The organism is Streptomyces sp. NPDC046862, from assembly GCF_040704615.1.
Classification (GTDB): domain Bacteria; phylum Actinomycetota; class Actinomycetes; order Streptomycetales; family Streptomycetaceae; genus Streptomyces.
Genome location: NZ_JBEYXP010000010.1, coordinates 129,515 through 144,671, shown reverse-complemented (window position 1 = coordinate 144,671; position 15,157 = coordinate 129,515). Strand labels below are relative to the sequence as shown.

Sequence of the window (15,157 nt, the reverse complement as noted above, 5' to 3'; positions counted from 1 at the left end):
GGAGATGGCGACCACGACGGAACCCATCCCCAAAGCCTCTCCGGCGGCCGCGAAGGAACCCGCGTCGGCGAAGAAGCCGAAGCTCTCCAAGCGGCGGCGCCGTGAGGCGCTCTCCTTCTACCTGTTCATCTCACCGTGGGTGATCGGCTTCCTGGTCTTCCTGCTCGGGCCGATGATCGCGTCGATCTACTACTCCCTGACCGACTGGGACTCCTTCAACGCGCCGAAGTGGGTCGGCTTCCAGAACTACGTCACGGCCCTCACCGACGACCCGGTGTTCTGGAAGGCCCTGGGGAACACCTTCTACTACGCGGCGATCTCGGTCCCGCTGGGCCTGGTGCTCGGGCTGTGGCTGGCGAACCTGCTCAACAAGCAGGTCAGGGCCCGGAAGTTGTTCCGCACTCTCATCTATCTGCCGACTCTGATCCCGCTGGTCGCCACAGCGATGATCTTCCGTATGGTGCTCGCGCCGAACGGCCCGATCAACGACTTCCTCGGCACGTTCGGCGTCTCAGGCCCCAACTGGCTGTACGACGGCCCCTGGGTCAAGCCCGCCCTGATCCTGATGTCGGCGTGGGGCGCGGGCGCCGCGACCGTGCTGCTGCTCGCCGCCATGAAGGGCATCCCGCGTGAGCTGTACGAGGCGGCCGAGGTCGACGGCGCGAGCGCGACGCGGCAGTTCTGGAGCATCACGCTGCCGCATCTGACGCCCATCATCTTCTTCAACCTGATCATGGGTCTGATCAACGCGTTCCAGATCTTCTCGCAGGTCTACATCCTCATCCCGAAAGGCAAGAACCCCGCGGGCTACGAGGCGGCCCAGACTCTGGTGCCGCTCCTGTTCGACCAGGCGTTCAACTACTACCACATGGGTTACGCCTCGGCGATCTCCTGGCTGCTGTTCCTGGTGATCCTGGTGTTCACGGTGATCGCCTTCCGTACCACCCGGCGCTGGGTGTTCTACGAGACCGAGGTGAAGTGATGGCGGTCCTGGCGACCCCCCTCAGCAAGAAACGCCAAGAGGCCCCTGCCGTACGGGCGTTCCGCGCGACACCCTTCAGCTACGGCACCCTGCTGATCGTCGCGGCGGTCCTGACCACCCCGCTGGTCTTCGTCGGTTCGATCGCCCTGTCCAGCGACGCCACCGTGAACTCCGGTTCGTTCACGGTCATCCCGCGCGAGTTCCACTGGGACAACTTCTCCCGGGTCTTCGGCACCGAGCTGCCGGTGGGCACCTTCCTGCTCAACTCGGTGCTCATCTCGCTGTTCTCGGTGGCGGGGCAGGTCCTCTCCAGCGGTCTCGTCGGTTACGCCTTCGCCCGGCTGCGGGCGCCGGGCAAGAACACGATCTTCCTCGTCGTCATCGCGACGATGATGATCCCGACGCAGATCACGATGATCCCCCAGTTCATCCTCTTCCGGGACCTGGGCTGGGTGAACACCTTCCTGCCGCTGATCGTGCCGAACTTCTTCTCCAACGCCTTCAACGTCTTCCTGGTACGGCAGTTCGTCTCCCGGCTGCCCAGCGAGCTCGACGAGGCCGCCATGATGGACGGCCTGGGCTTCTTCGGCATCTACCGGCGGATCATGTTCCCGATGCTCAGGCCCGTCCTGATCGCCATCGGCATCTTCACGCTCACCCACACCTGGGGCGACTTCATGGGCCCCCTGATCTACCTCAACGACGAGTCGAAGATGCCGCTCGCCCTGGGCGTGCAGTACATCACCGCCACCTCGCAGGCGGGCCAGGCCCCGCCCTGGAACCTGGTGATGGTCGGCTCGATCCTGCTCGCCCTGCCGATGATCCTCGTCTACTACCTGGGCCAGAAGTACCTGTACGAGATGGACATCAGCGGTGGAAGCGCGGGGGTCAAGTGAGTAGCAGTAGTCCGACGACAGTGCTCAACAGTGCCATCGAGTTCGACGCCCGGGGCATCCGGATCGAGGGCGGTCCGCGCGTCGTGCTGTGCGCGTCGCTGTTCTACTTCCGCCTTCCGCGCGAGCAGTGGCGTGCCCGGCTCGAACAGGTACGGGACTCGGGATACACCTGCGTGGACGTCTACCTGCCGTGGAACTTCCACGAGACGGCACCCGGCCGCTGGTCCTTCGAGGGCCGGCGCGACGTCGCCGCCTTCCTGGACCTCGCGCAGGAGACCGGGCTGTACGTCATCGCGCGGCCGGGCCCGTACATCTGCTCCGAGTGGGACGGCGGCGCGCTGCCCGCCTGGCTGGGCCTGGACCCGGAGTTGAGGGTCCGTCAGAACGAGCCGCGCTTCCTCGCCGGGGTCACCGCCTGGTTCGACCAGGTGCTGCCCCTGCTCGCCGAGCGTCAGTACCCGGCGGGCGGCACCGTCATCATGGTGCAGCTGGAGAACGAGCTGGACTTCTTCGACTGCGAGGACCGCACCGGGTATGTGACCGCCCTGCGCGACCAGGCGATCCGCCACGGCATCACCGTGCCGCTGATCGCCTGCTCCGGACAGGGCGACATCGAAGGAGCCACCGGAGACGTCCCCGGCGTCGTACCGGCCTGCAACTTCTACCCGGACGACGACTCCCCGGACATCGAGCCGGAAGTACGGCGCTACGCCGAGCTGTTGTCGGCCCGCGGCCTGCCCCTGCTGATCACCGAGACGAACCGGCGCCACCGGACACTGCGGCGGCTTCTGGCGAGCGGCGCCTCGCTGATCGCGCCGTACCTGCAGTCGTCCGGGTGGAACTTCGGGTACACGCCGTCCACGGGGAACTGGGGCACCCCCGCCAACTTCATGAGCCACGGCTACGACTTCGGCGGCTACGTCTCGTCCACCGGCGCCGAACGGCCCGAGTACACCCAGGCCCAGGTGCTCGCCCGCGTGATCGACACCCTGGGGCCGCGACTGGCGCTCGCCACCTCGACCGTGCCGGGTGTGAGGGTGAGCGCCGACTTCCCGACCAGCTCTTCGCCGTCGGCCCTGGACCTCGACGAGGGCGGTCAACTCATCGCCGTACCGCATCTCGGCGGTGCGGATACCACGGACACGGCGGCGGGTACGGCCCCGGGCACGGCGGTCGTGAACGGCGTGCCGGTCGCCGTCGCCGCGGACTCGTGTCCGCTGATGCTGGTGGACGTTCCGCTGCAGACGTGGGGGTACGACGGGACGCTCACCCTGGCGTCGGCGGATCTGGTGGCGGCGTCGGACGGAGTGCTGACGTTCTCCTCCGAGGTGCCGGTCACCGTCGTCCTGGACGGGGCCCGGGTCGAGATCCCGGCGCCGACGGCGGGCGCGCCCGAGCGGGTGACTGCCGGGGGACTGACGCTTGTCGCGGTGATGCCCTCGGACGCCGTACGGCTGCGCGCGGCGCCGATCCGGCAAAGCGCGGCGCCGACCTGGCAAAGCGCGGCGCCGATCCGGCAAAGCGCGGCGCCGCCCACCACCGTACGGGCCGCACGACGGCGACCGGACGGCGCTCCCGAGCAGCCGGCCGGCAGCCACGAACTGCCGCCCACGCTGGAGTCGATCGGCGTGTACCGAGGGCGCGGAACCTACCGGACCACAGCTGATCTGACGGATGTCGACGAACTCCTGCTCGTCGGCGCGGCGGACATCGTCGACCTGTCGATCGACGGGCGTGCGCGTCCGACGATCGCCGGGTTCGGCGCGGCACAGCGGATCGACGTGCGTGAGGCGACCGGTCCTGTCGCCGTCGAGGCCGTCGTGGAGATCTGGGGGCACGCGAACTTCGACGACGCGCGCCTGCCGGCCCTCCGCCTCGGCGCGCTGCGCGGACTCGGCACGCCGTGGACGGTCCGGGACGTGACGGACGTGTCGGCCCTGTGGTCGGTGCGCGGCCACTGGGCGGGCCTGCCGACGCCCGTGCGCGTGCTCGGCGGCTGGAGCAGTACCCGTGTCGGGCTCCCCGTCACCTACACGCGCGACATCCGGTCGGACACCGCGTCGGCGCTGCATCTGCGGGGCGTGGTCGAGCCGTTGCGTGTGAGCGTGGACGACGGCGAGCCGCGCACCGTCACCGCCGAGGACCCCTGGGTCCTGCTGCCCGCCGGAACCCATCAGGTCGCGGTCACATTGCCGCACCACCCCAGTGGCGGCGGCCTGGGCGCCGAGTTGCTCGGCCTGGAGCCGGTGACGGGCTGGTCGTGCTCCGTGCAGGACGACGAGCTGCTGACCCGTTTCGCTGCGGAGGCCGGGCGTGCGCAGGACATCCGGCTGCCGCTGGCCCTGGAGCCGGGGGAGGAGGCGTGGCTCGACGTCGACCTGCCGACGTCCGACGACGGCTTCGTGGTACGGCTGGACGGGGAGCAGATCCGCGTGACCGGATGGGCTGCCAGGGATGCCGGGGACGACGACGAGGGCGACGGGGAGTGCGTGGGCCGCGTCTGGGTCGGTGACGATGACAGTGACGGTGACGGTGACGGTGACGGCGGTCGGCCGGCCTTCTCCGGCGGGGATTCGAACATACTCTGGATCCCGTCGGGCTGGTCCGGGCTGACCCTGCTGGTGCGGGGCGCCGCCGGACCGGGCAATCCGGAGCTCCGTACACTGCGGCTGGAGTCTCCAGACGGCTGAGGGAGCAGTTGGGGCATGGCGATGCGGCGTACGGCCCGGGATCTGCGCAGCGAGAACCGTTTCCAGGTTCTGCACGCTTTGTTCGAACTCGGGTCGTCCACCCGTCAGGAACTCGCCCGGCACACCGGACTCAGTCCGGCGACCGTGGCCACCCTGGTCACCGAGTTCCTGTCCGAAGGCGTCCTGCGCATCGCCACCGTGGAGAACAACACCGGGGGACGGCCGCAGGAGCGGCTCACCATCGATCCCGACCGCGGCCGCATCGTCGGCGTCGACGTGGCCGAGACCTACGTCGACGCCACGGTGTACGACCTCGCGCTCGGCGCCCTCGGCCAGGGCGAGGTCGCGCTCGACGAGGACGAGAACGACCCGGCCTACGTCGTCGACGGCATCGTCCGCGCGATCGAGTCGGCCGTCGGGGCCGGGGGAGCCGAGCACGAGCACGTCATCGGCGTCGGAGTCAGCATGCCGGGGCACGTCCATCCCGAAGCCGGTGTCTCGGTCTTCGCGCCGAACTGGGACTGGCGCGACGTGCACATCGAGAAGATGCTGGCGAGCGGCCTCCTGGTCCCCGTGTACGTCGACAATCCGCTCAAGGCGGTGGTCCTGTCCGAGATGTGGTTCGGGGTCGGGCGCGTGGTCGACACCATGGCCGTCGTCAACCTCGGCACAGGCGTCGGCGCCGGCATCGCCATCGACGGTTCCCTGGTCCGCGGCACCACCAACAACGCCGGTGAATGGGGGCACACGCTCCTGCAGCTGGACGGACGGCCGTGCCGCTGCGGTCGGCGTGGCTGCGTCGAGGCGTATCTCGGCGCACCCGGTCTGCGGACGACCCTCGCCGAGATCGACCCGGAACACCCCACGCTGCGGCTGCCACGGCAACGTGACTTCGTCGGGGCGGTCGCCGACGGTCTCGCCGCGGGCGACCCGGCACTGAGGGAGCTCGCCCGCCGCACCTCGCACTACCTCGCCGCGGGCCTCGGCGACCTGGTCAACATGCTCGACGTCCCCAGCGTCACCCTCACCGGCTGGGCCTCCGAGGCCCTGGCCGGCTGGCTCCTGCCCGCCGTGCGCGAGGAACTTCCCCGGCACGTCATGCCAGGCTCGCTGCCGGATCTCACCGTCGAGCCGTCCCGGGTCCCGGGCAACGCCGTGGCCCTCGGCATGGCGGCGTTCACGCTGCAGCAGTTCCTCACCCGTCTGGGACTGGCCAGCCCGGCGGGGACGCGGCCACGGCCGTAGGACATGTGCGGCAAGCAAGGGGATGTACGGCAAGCAAGGAGATATGTGGAGATACTTCATTCGGCGTCGTCGGAGCGTCCGGGACGCGTCGTGTGAGGCAGGCCGCGTGCGGCCGGGCGGGAGCGATGTTGATCCGTGTTCTTCTCGTGGAGGAGGCAGACCTGGTGCGCGGGGCGCTCACGGCCCTGCTGACACGCGAGGAGGACATCGAGGTGGTCGCGGCGTCACCGGGGCCCGGGCAGACCCTCGCACGGGCGCTGTCGTACCGGCCCGACGTGGTCGTCATCGACGTCGACGGCGGCTGGGACGGGGCGCTGAGCACATCGCGGGAGCTGGCCGCCCGGCTGCCGGACACCCGGACCCTGCTGGTGGTCGAGTCGGCGCCGCCCCTCGAACGTCTGCGACAGGCGCTGCTGCGTGTCGCGGGCCTCATGGGCAAGAACAACCCCCACGACATCCTGGCCCAGGCCGTCCGCAAGGTGGCGGCGGGCGAGCGGTTCATCGACCCCGAACTGGCGCTGCTGGCGCTGTCCTCGGCCGAGAGCCCCCTGACCCCGAGGGAACTGGAGGTGCTGCGGCTGGCGGCGGACGGCACGCCCACGCGTGAGATCGCCGAACGGCTGTCGCTGTCGGTGGGCACGGTCCGCAACCACCTGAACGCGGTCTCCAGGAAGACAGGGGCCCGCAACCGCATCGACGCCATCCGGATCGCCCGGGAGTCGGGCTGGCTGTAGTCCGGCCCGGCAGCGCGGATCAGCGCCCGACGTCGGCCACCGCGCGGTCCCAGTGGCCGAACAGGTCACGGTAGAGGGCACTGTCGGCCATCAGCCGGTCGTGCGTGCCGAGGTGGCAGCGCGGGCCGTCCATGACGAGGACGAGGTCGGCGCGCAGGGCGGAGCTGATCCGGTGGGCGCAGACGATCAGGGTGGCCGGGCGGTGGGCGAAGGCCTGTTCGGCGACCGCCTCGGCGGCCGGGTCGAGGTGGCAGGTGGCCTCGTCGAGCAGGACCAGCCGGGCGGGCGGCAGCAGGGCGCGCACGAGGGCGATCAACTGGCGCTCACCGGCGGACAGCTGGGCCGGATCCACGGCCGCGTCGTAGCCGCCGAGGCGTTCGGTGAGCCCGTCCGCCCCGATGGCGCGGACCGCGGCGTCGAGGTCGGCCGGGGTCGCCGTGGGCCGGAGGTAGGCGATGTTCTCGCGCAGGGTGCCGGCGAAGACGTACGCCTCCTGCGGGATCAGCACACGGGCCCGGGCCGGCCCACCGGTGTCGAGGGACCCGACCGGGACACCACCGAGGCGGACCTGGCCGGCCTGCGGGTCGAGCACCCCCGCGATGAGCGCGGCGAGAGTGGACTTGCCCGCACCGCTGGGGCCGACGACCGCCAGGTGGGTGCCCGAGGGGAGGGACAGGTCCAGATCCCGCACGACCGGTTCGGCGGAGCGCGCGTAGCCGAAGGTGACACCATGCAACTCGACATGGCCGTCCCCGGGCTCCGCTCCGGTCGGGGTCGGGGTGGTGTCTGTCGGGGTCGGGGTGGCTGCTGTTGAGGTCGGGGCGGTCTCTTTGGGTTCCCTCGCCCTCACTGCCCCAACTGCCCCCACTGCCCCCACTGCCCCCACTGCCCCCACTGCCCCCACTGTCTCGGCCGTCTTGGCCCCCGCCCGCACCGACCCCGACGCCTCCAGAATCCGCCCGAGAGTGACCAGCAGCCACAGCCCGCTTCCGCCGACCCCCTGGACGAAACCCCGCAGGGCCGGCTGCAGGCTCTGTGACACATAGGTCAGCGCGCCCAGGATCGCGCCGGGCGTGACTCCGTCGTGGACCAGCCACGGGGCGCCGACCAGGATGAGGACGACCGGCAGCCAGCCGCCGACGCCCAGTGCGGTGGTGCGCAGGGCGGTGAGCCGGGCCAGGGCGCGAGCCGCGCTCGCCGCCGTATCCACGCGGGCGCCGACCCGGTCGCGTTCGAGGTCCTCGGCACCGCAGGCCGTCACGTCCCGCAGCCCTCCGGCCACCACGCCCAGGTGCTCGGCGATGGCCTCGTCGGCGAGGACGACCGCCCGCTGCCGGGCGGCCATGGCCCGCAGGGCCAGCAGGAAGACAACGAGCCCGGCCGCGAGGGGCGGCGCGACGAACAGCAGGAGCGCGGGATCGAGCGCGGCCAGCCCGAGCAGCACGCTCACCGCCGTGACGGTGAAGGTCTGCACGAACATCACGACCGCCCCGTACGACTCGCGGGCGATCTCCACCTGCTCGGTCAGCCGTGCCACGCCCGCCGTGTCGGCGGGCTGCCCGGGACGCGCGGAGCGTTTCAGTGTGCCGGCGGTGACGAGGGTGACCAGGTCGTCGCGGAACGGCTCGACCACCCCGGCCAGTTCGAGCGTGGCCTGCCGGGTGCCCCAGGCACCGACCAGGACGGCGCAGGCCAGCAGCCCGAGCCAGCCGAAGCCCTCGGCCGCACGGCCGGTGAGGAAGCCGTCGTCGACGGCGCGGGCGACCAGCCAGCCGGACAGCAGCGCGGGCACGGCCTGGACCAGCGACCACCCGGTGAGCCGGAGGAACTCACGGCGCCGCGTGCGCAGTGCGGAGCGCAGCAGACCGCGTGCTCCCCGGATCACGGCATGCCCCCGCCGAGCCCCCGCTCCGGACGCAAGGGGCCCCGCTCCGGACGGAAGATGGCCCGGTACTCCGGATCCGCCCACAGTTCGCGGTGCGTACCCCGCCTCCGGACGCGGCCCCCGCCCATCCAGACGACGAGGTCCGCGCGAGCGGCGGTGGACACCCGGTGGGTCACGACCAGCCGCGTACGGTCGGCCAGGGCTCCGGATCCGGTGAGCACCTGCCCGATCTGGTGCTCGGTGACCGTGTCGAGGCTGGCCGTCACGTCGTCCAGCACGAGAAGCCGGCCGCACGGGTCCGTCTGCACGAACGCGCGTGCCAGGCCCACCCGTTGGGACTCCCCGCCCGAGAGCGGGGCCGCGGTGAGCCTGGTGGCGTAGCCCTCGGGCATGGTCCGGATGAAGGAGTCGGCGCGTGCGGCGGCGGCCTGGGCCGACACCTCCGCGTCCGAGGGCGTCCGTGGCCCGAACCCGATCGCGTCGGTGAACGTCTCGCCCAGCAGCACCGGGCGTTCGAAGCCGTATGCGACGGACCGTCGCAGCTCCGCGCGGTCCACGGCGGCGAGCGGCACTCCGTCGAGCCGTACCTCGCCGTCGTCCGGGTCGGTCAGCCGCCCGGCCAGCGCTGCCAGCAGGGACTTCCCGGATCCGGAGCGTCCCACGACGGCGGTGAGGCTGCCCGCCGGCACGTCCAGATCGACGCCGTCCAGTACGGTCCCGCCCTCTGCGGTGCGGACGGTGATCCGGCGGAACTCCAGCCGCCCGCCGCCTGCCGAGGGCAGTCGCGCGTCGCCGTGGGCGACCGTGGGCTCGCCCAGCACCTCGGCGACCCGTCCGGCGGTGGCGCGCGCGAAGGCCAGCTTGTTCACCGAGGCCACCAGCGAACTCACACCGGTGGCCAGCAGCACGTACTCGCTGGCGGCGAGCATCTGGCCCGGAGTGACGCGGCCCCGGGCGAGTTCTAGCCCGGCCACGGCGAGCACGGCGACCTCCAGCAGGGGGACGATCGCCGCGTCCCGCGCGGAGACCCGTGCGAACGCCTGCCACATCCCCACGCCGTGGCGGTGCAGTTCGGGCAGCGGTTCGAGCACCCGGCCGGTCTCGCGGGCTGTCGTCCCGGCGGCGGTGATGGTGCGGATTCCGGTGAGGGCGTCGCCGAGCCGGGCGGCGATACGGCCCTGCGTGGCGAAGTAACGGTCGTTGAGATCGGAGACGTCGCGCACGAAGGCACGGACCACCAGGACGATCAGCGGCAGTCCGGCCACGAAGGTGAGGCACAGCCAGGGGTCGATGAGGGCCAGGGCCACCACGGCCCCGACCGGGGGGATCAGTTCGGTCACCGCCCACACCAGGCCCGACGGCGCGCTGCCGGCCTGGGCGGTGTTGCCCACCAGGCGCGCCACCAGGTCCCCGGGGGTGTAGCGGCGGACGGCGCGGGTGCCCATGCCGAGGACGTGCCCGAGCAGGGTGTGACGGAGCCACGCGGTGGAGCGCGAGTTCGCCACGGCGCCGGCGTAGTCGTCCGCCGTGTCGCACACCACCAGCAGTGCGACCGCGACGGCGGACAGGGTCAGCCACAGCGCGGAGTCGCCGTGCCCGAGTACGGCGTCGACGGCGCGGCCCATGACGGCGGGCAGAACGACGTAGACCCCGGCGAGCAGGAGGGAAGCGGTGGCGAGGACGCCGCCCCAGGCGCCGCCTCGCCGGACCGCCGCCAGCAGCAGACGGTCCGCCGCACGTCGGTCCACGGGCCGCTCCCGTCGTCGTACGTCGCAGCGGACGGGGCGGGGGCGCGGGGCCCCCGCCATCACGGTCAGAGGCCTGGCCCCTAACAGAAGATGATGCTGAGCAAGCTGCCACCTATGAAGCAGCCCTTGCTTGCCCGGCTGCCCGGCGGCGGCTTCGCGCCGGTCTCGGGCTCGATGGTCAGGCCCTGCAACTCGAGGAGCGACATACGTCTTCACCTCCTCTCTCTTGCCTCTCTTCTCTTGCCTCTCTGGTCTCTTTCGTTTCTTTCGTTCTGGTCAGGAACGGCAGTCCGGTCGGCCGCGGGTGGAGGGCGGCGCCCAGGGCCAGCAGGACCCCCGCGCCACCGGTGGCCAGGTCCATGGACAGCCGCATCAACTGCTCGCCCGGGAAAGCGAGCCGTCCGTCGAGTACGCAGGCGTGGCGGGCCAGACGGCGTACGTGGTCCGCGACCACGGGGTCCCGCGCGGCGGCCGTGCCGGGTGGATGGGCGTGGCTGAGGTGGAGGATCATCCCGGCGGCACCGTCGAAGAGCCCGGGTTCGACGTAGAAGGACGCTGTGGCGGCCCTGCGGATCGCGTCGGCGGCTGTCGCGAACTCCTCGTCCGCCCGGTGTGCCAGGTAGCCGTCGAGGACCATGCCGATGCCCACGCTGCCGTCGGCGAGGTAGGGCATGGTGCGCCAGCCCTCGTTCACCTCCATCGAGCCCTCCTCGCGCACCACGCAGCGTCGCAGGTCCTGGCGCAGCGCGGTGGCCGCCAGGTCGAGGTGCGCGGGGTCGCCGCCGTACTCGTACAGGCGCAGGAACAGCAGCGCGGGCCCGGATGATCCGTACATCAGCCCCGCTCGCGGATGGTCGCCGCCGCTCGTCTCGGGTACGGAGTCGGCTGGTCCCAGACGGTCGGCGACGGTCTGCGCCACGCGGTGGGCGGCGTCACGGCAGGCGGCGTCGCCGGTGGTGGCCGCGAAGTGCAGCAGGTTGAGCCCGATGCCGGACAGGCCGCCCTTGAGGTCCAGGGCGAGGGCGTCCCAGCGTTCGCCCAGGCACATGTCGAGGATCTTGACGGCCTCCTCGCGGTGCCCGAGGTGGTCGAGGACGTAGGCGGTGCCGTGCATGCCGTCGTAGAAGCCGAGGTGGGTGCCGGGTTCCGGGGTGAGCGCGTGCCGGATCAGCCAGTCCTCGTGGCCGGGGTGACGTCCGGCGCCCGTCACGTCCAGCGCGTACAGCACGCCCGCCGCGCCGTGGGCCACGTTCAGTCCGCCGCCGGGAAAAGCGAACTGCTCGATGTCGCCGGGGAAGAGCCGGTCGTGGCGCTCGGGTGTGGCGGCGGCCAGGACGGCGCCGCTGATCGACTCCCGGGCGCGGGGCCAGCCGGAGAGGTCGGGCTCCAGCCGGGGCTCGTCGTACGCCTCGGCTGTCGCCCTGGCCGTCGCCCCGGCGGTCGTCCAAGCGGCCTTCCCGCCGTCGCCGGCGACCGTGCGGACGGCCTCGTCCAGGAACGGGCTGGGGACGGGGAACAGACGCGCGGCTTCCGCGGCGAGCTGCCGCGCCTTGCCGCGGTCCAGCTCGATCAGGCCGGTCAGCGGCATGAAGAGGGCCAGCCTCAGGCAGGCCATCGCGTACCGGTCGATGTCGAAGCCGGTCGTCCCGTCGGGGGCGAGGAAGCCCGGCGCCGCCAGGATCTGGTGCCGCGCGTCCGCCACGTCCGACGCGCCCTCGAAGTCGATGAGGACCACCCTGCCGTCGGGCCGGACCAGCACGTTGTACATGTGCACGTCCCCGATCACGATGCCCCGGTCGTGGACGGCCGCGACGGCGTCCTCCACCCGCTGGTACACGTCGAGCGCCCAGGCGGAGTGCTCGGCGAAGGCGGCCGGGGCCGGATCCAGCGCGGCGAGCGGATAGCGCTCGACGAACAGCCTGTGCAGGGGCTTGCCCTCGATGAACTCCTCGACGAGGAAGTGGTGACCGCCCAGTTCGAAGTGATCGCGCAGGGCCGGGACGCAGGGCAGCCCCCGCAGCCGCTCCAGGGCCTTCCGCTCACGCTCCAGCCGGGCCACGGCGTCCGCTCCGTCCGGCGTGAGCCCCGCGTGGGGCCGGGCCTCCTTGAGGACGACGCGCTCGCCCGTACGGGTGTCGACCGCGGCGTACAGCCCGCCGCCGTTGGAGAAGTGCAGCGCCTTCTCGATCCGGTAGGGCAGGTCGGCGACGGTGGTCCGCCGGCTCTCGGCGAGGTGGGGTGCGAGGAATCCGGGCAGCCGCACCCACTCCGGCACGTGGAAGGTGGGGCCCCGCACATCGGGCACCAGACGCCCCGAGGGGTCCTCCACCGCCTGCTCCAGCACACCGTCGGCCGACACGCAGTACCGGTCGGCGAAGGCCCCGTACCTGACGTAGAGCGGACCGTCCCCCCAGCGCAGATCACTGAGGATGTACGGTCCCGGCCGCCCGTCGAGGAGGCCGCCCAGCTCGGTGAGCACCCGCTCGCACTGGGTCTCGTCCACGGGGTAGACGGTGACGAACTTCCCGCTGGACCCGCGGTGCGCGTACTTGGCGTTGGCGAGGAACAGGGCGTCCCTGCCGGGGAGGAACTTGAAGGGGACGCGGCGCGGGACGCAGTAGCCCCACACGTCCTCGACGACCGCCTCGGCATTCTCCAGACACGCCGAGACATGGACCTTCCAGCCCTGCGGGGGAAGCACGGCGTCGGCGGGGCGGCACACCACCCAGTCACCGACTTCCTCCCGCACCCACCCCTCCGGGACCTGGCGCCGGGCCTGCCGGAAGCGGCCACGGTCGTCCCGTGTCCGGTCATGGTGCGGCGCGTCATAGAAACGCGGATCCCTGAGGCAGTACACCTCGTACCGCTTGTCCACGGGGGCCTCCAGAAGGGCGAGCGCTCTCCTCCTCGAGCGGGCTGCCTCGCATGACGGCGCGGGGGCCGGGAACGGGCGGCCGGATCTCCGAACCGAGGTGCCGGGCCGCCTTCCCGGTGCCTTCGTCTCCCCACGATTGCAGAGTGCGGGGGTGGCGGTCATCGTTCGTCTGTCATCGGCGGGGCGTGGGATTCGCATGGCCTGTCCGTGTGCGTCACACAGGGGCCTGTGCGAATCTCACAGGGCTCGCTCTGGCAGGCCGGACGCCACTTGAGGCCATTGGCGTGCGCAACGCCACGTTCCGCCTCAGGCGGATTCCAGCAGCCCCGGAAGGTCCGCGAACGAGTCCAGGACGTGATCCGGTTCCGCGCTCGCCGACCGATGGGTCTCCGGCAGGTACTTGCCCGTTCTGACGAGGACGCCGGTGACGCCCGTGCGCTGGGCCGCCAGTACGTCGGACTCGATGTCGTCGCCGACCATCAGTGCCTGGCCGGGCTCGGCGCCCACGTGGGACAGGGCGGCTTCGAAGAACGCGGGTGCCGGTTTGCCCGTGATCTCGGCCCGTGTGCGGGCGGCCTCCTCCAGGCCCAACAGGAAGGCGCCCGTGTCCAGTTGCAGGCCCTCGTCGGTGCGCCAGTACAGGTTGCGGTGCATGGCGACCAGGTGAGCGCCCCGCTGGAGGTGGGCGTAGGCGCGGTTGAGGGTCGAGTAGTCGAACTCTGGGCCCGCGCCGCCCACCACGACCACGTCCGGGACGGTGTCCGTGTCGTCGGGGTCGTTGGGGTCGATGAGGTCCACGCCCGTGAGGTCTTCAGCGATGTCGCCGCTGTTCAGGAGGGAGCACCTCGCGCCGGGGAAGTGTTCGGCCAGGTACGCCGCCGTCGCCGCGGGTGCCGTGAGGATGTCCTGCGCCGTCACGGGGAAGCCCGCCCCGGCCAGCGAGTCGGCGAGGGACGCGCGGGTGCGGGACGTGGTGTTGGTGAGCAGGGCCACGTCCAGGCCGGAGTCCCGTACCTGTCGTAGCGCCTCCACCGCGCCCGGCAGCGGCTTCCACGAGACCGTGAGGACGCCGTCGATGTCGATCAGCACCGCACGCGTCGAACGCGCCGATTCCCTGTCCATACGCGGACGATAACCGCTCGTCTAGGATTGCTGGAGCACCTCGCGTGCCGCGGCGGCGAAGGCTATGACGGACTCCCAGAACGGGGCGCGGGACGCCGCGAAGCGGTCGGCCGCCGAGGGATCGGCCGCCGAGGGATCGCCCTCGATCATGGCCTCCAGCGCGCGGAACGGAGGGGTCGTCGCGTGCCGCAGCGCGTCGGCCGCGTCGGCCACCGTCTCCGGGCCCTCCAGGGACACGATCCACACACAGTGCCGGAGCCTGCTGTACTCGTCCCGCTGGCGCTCGCGCAGATCCACCAGGCGGGCCCGGTCCGCCGCGGTCCCGCCCTCGGCACTCAGGTCGGACACCTGCCGGTACAGGTCGCCCAGGCGCTGCGCCTGCTCGAGGAGATCCGCGTACGCCGTGCGCCGCGCCTCCCGCCGCCGCTCCTCGCGTTGGGCCGTCGTCACGGTGTCGGCCTGGATGCGGGCCGCGCGTGTGGTGCCCCAACTCGTGACCCAGCTGGCGAGCACGGCGGTGCCGGCGGTGAGGGAGGCGATCCAGAGCGCGTTGTCGGACATGGCGGTCGTCATCGTACGACGCCAAGTCCCGCCCTTCGTCAGGGCGTTGCCCGGGACCGGGAACCCAGCGAACGTTCCCTGACGGCCGTCAACCGGGCCGCGAAGACCTCCTGGGCCTCGGGAGTGAGGCTGCGCAGCGCCACCAGGGCCGTGATGATCACGTCGCACAGCTCGGACTGGACGTCGTCCCAGGTGTGGGTGGTCCCCTTGCGCGGGTTCTGGCCCGTCGCGCCGATGACCGCCTGGGCGACCTCGCCGACCTCCTCCGAGAGCTTCAACATCCGTAGCAGCAGGCCCTGTTGGCCGTCGTGTCGGCGGTTCTCGTCCAGCCAGGTGTGGAGGAGCGCGACGGATTCCCAGAGGTCGGGTTCCGGGGCGCCCGGTTCGAGGTGATCACTCATGGGCGCAGGGTGTCACGG

The 15,157-nt window shown here is 71.7% G+C and carries 11 protein-coding genes and 1 pseudogene; 5 read left to right on the top strand and 7 right to left on the bottom strand.

The window, feature by feature from the left end:
• Positions 1-4: 4 nt before the first annotated feature.
• The 5 genes from AB0959_RS13690 (at position 5) to AB0959_RS13670 (ending at position 6,547) form a co-directional block, all read left to right on the top strand.
• Positions 5-982, top strand: coding sequence for a sugar ABC transporter permease (locus AB0959_RS13690; protein ID WP_366826568.1), 978 nt, complete (start codon positions 5-7; stop codon positions 980-982).
• Positions 982-1,878, top strand: coding sequence for a carbohydrate ABC transporter permease (locus AB0959_RS13685; protein ID WP_366826567.1), 897 nt, complete (start codon positions 982-984; stop codon positions 1,876-1,878). Before AB0959_RS13690 ends, AB0959_RS13685 begins: the two co-directional genes overlap by 1 nt.
• Complete coding sequence (locus AB0959_RS13680) at positions 1,875-4,568, top strand: beta-galactosidase (protein ID WP_366826566.1); 2,694 nt, start codon at positions 1,875-1,877, stop codon at positions 4,566-4,568. Before AB0959_RS13685 ends, AB0959_RS13680 begins: the two co-directional genes overlap by 4 nt.
• 15 nt (positions 4,569-4,583) lie before the next feature.
• Positions 4,584-5,813 (top strand): ROK family transcriptional regulator, encoded by a 1,230-nt coding sequence (locus AB0959_RS13675; RefSeq protein ID WP_366826565.1) that lies wholly within the window; start codon positions 4,584-4,586, stop codon positions 5,811-5,813.
• Positions 5,814-5,941: 128 nt separating this feature from the next.
• Positions 5,942-6,547 carry a response regulator transcription factor gene (locus AB0959_RS13670; protein WP_366826664.1) on the top strand — a complete coding sequence of 202 codons (606 nt, stop codon included), beginning with the start codon at positions 5,942-5,944 and terminating at the stop codon, positions 6,545-6,547.
• 19 nt (positions 6,548-6,566) lie between these two features.
• On the opposite strand, the gene AB0959_RS13665 is transcribed toward AB0959_RS13670, so the two are convergent.
• The 7 genes and pseudogenes from AB0959_RS13665 to AB0959_RS13635 form a co-directional block, all read right to left on the bottom strand.
• The gene (locus AB0959_RS13665) at positions 6,567-8,432 is read right to left on the bottom strand and encodes an ABC transporter ATP-binding protein (protein ID WP_366826564.1); all 1,866 of its coding nucleotides are present in this window, start codon (positions 8,430-8,432) and stop codon (positions 6,567-6,569) included.
• Positions 8,429-10,180: an ABC transporter ATP-binding protein gene (locus AB0959_RS13660; RefSeq protein ID WP_366826563.1), complete on the bottom strand. Its 1,752-nt coding sequence runs from the start codon at positions 10,178-10,180 to the stop codon at positions 8,429-8,431. Before AB0959_RS13660 ends, AB0959_RS13665 begins: the two co-directional genes overlap by 4 nt.
• Before the next feature lie 80 nt (positions 10,181-10,260).
• A complete protein-coding gene (locus AB0959_RS13655) occupies positions 10,261-10,386 on the bottom strand; it encodes a SapB/AmfS family lanthipeptide (protein ID WP_366826562.1) in 126 nt (41 codons plus the stop codon).
• Positions 10,359-13,055, bottom strand: coding sequence for a class III lanthionine synthetase LanKC (gene lanKC, locus AB0959_RS13650; RefSeq protein WP_366826561.1), 2,697 nt, complete (start codon positions 13,053-13,055; stop codon positions 10,359-10,361). Before lanKC ends, AB0959_RS13655 begins: the two co-directional genes overlap by 28 nt.
• 306 nt (positions 13,056-13,361) lie before the next feature.
• Positions 13,362-14,180, bottom strand: a pseudogene (locus AB0959_RS13645) (HAD-IIA family hydrolase); the annotation flags it as partial.
• Positions 14,181-14,198: 18 nt separating this feature from the next.
• Complete coding sequence (locus AB0959_RS13640; RefSeq protein ID WP_366826560.1) at positions 14,199-14,738, bottom strand: hypothetical protein; 540 nt, start codon at positions 14,736-14,738, stop codon at positions 14,199-14,201.
• Between the two features lie 38 nt (positions 14,739-14,776).
• On the bottom strand, positions 14,777-15,139 hold the full coding sequence (locus tag AB0959_RS13635) for a MazG-like family protein (RefSeq protein ID WP_366826559.1): 363 nt from the start codon (positions 15,137-15,139) through the stop codon (positions 14,777-14,779).
• Positions 15,140-15,157: the final 18 nt, after the last annotated feature.

What these genes read in the sequence shown, in the direction of transcription:
- AB0959_RS13655 (WP_366826562.1), bottom strand. Translation starts at nt 10,386, where the DNA reads ATGTCGCTCCTCGAGTTGCAGGGCCTGACCATCGAGCCCGAGACCGGC.
- AB0959_RS13675 (WP_366826565.1), top strand. Translation starts at nt 4,584, where the DNA reads ATGGCGATGCGGCGTACGGCCCGGGATCTGCGCAGCGAGAACCGTTTC.
- AB0959_RS13635 (WP_366826559.1), bottom strand. Translation starts at nt 15,139, where the DNA reads ATGAGTGATCACCTCGAACCGGGCGCCCCGGAACCCGACCTCTGGGAA.
- AB0959_RS13685 (WP_366826567.1), top strand. Translation starts at nt 982, where the DNA reads ATGGCGGTCCTGGCGACCCCCCTCAGCAAGAAACGCCAAGAGGCCCCT.
- AB0959_RS13640 (WP_366826560.1), bottom strand. Translation starts at nt 14,738, where the DNA reads ATGTCCGACAACGCGCTCTGGATCGCCTCCCTCACCGCCGGCACCGCC.
- AB0959_RS13690 (WP_366826568.1), top strand. Translation starts at nt 5, where the DNA reads ATGGCGACCACGACGGAACCCATCCCCAAAGCCTCTCCGGCGGCCGCG.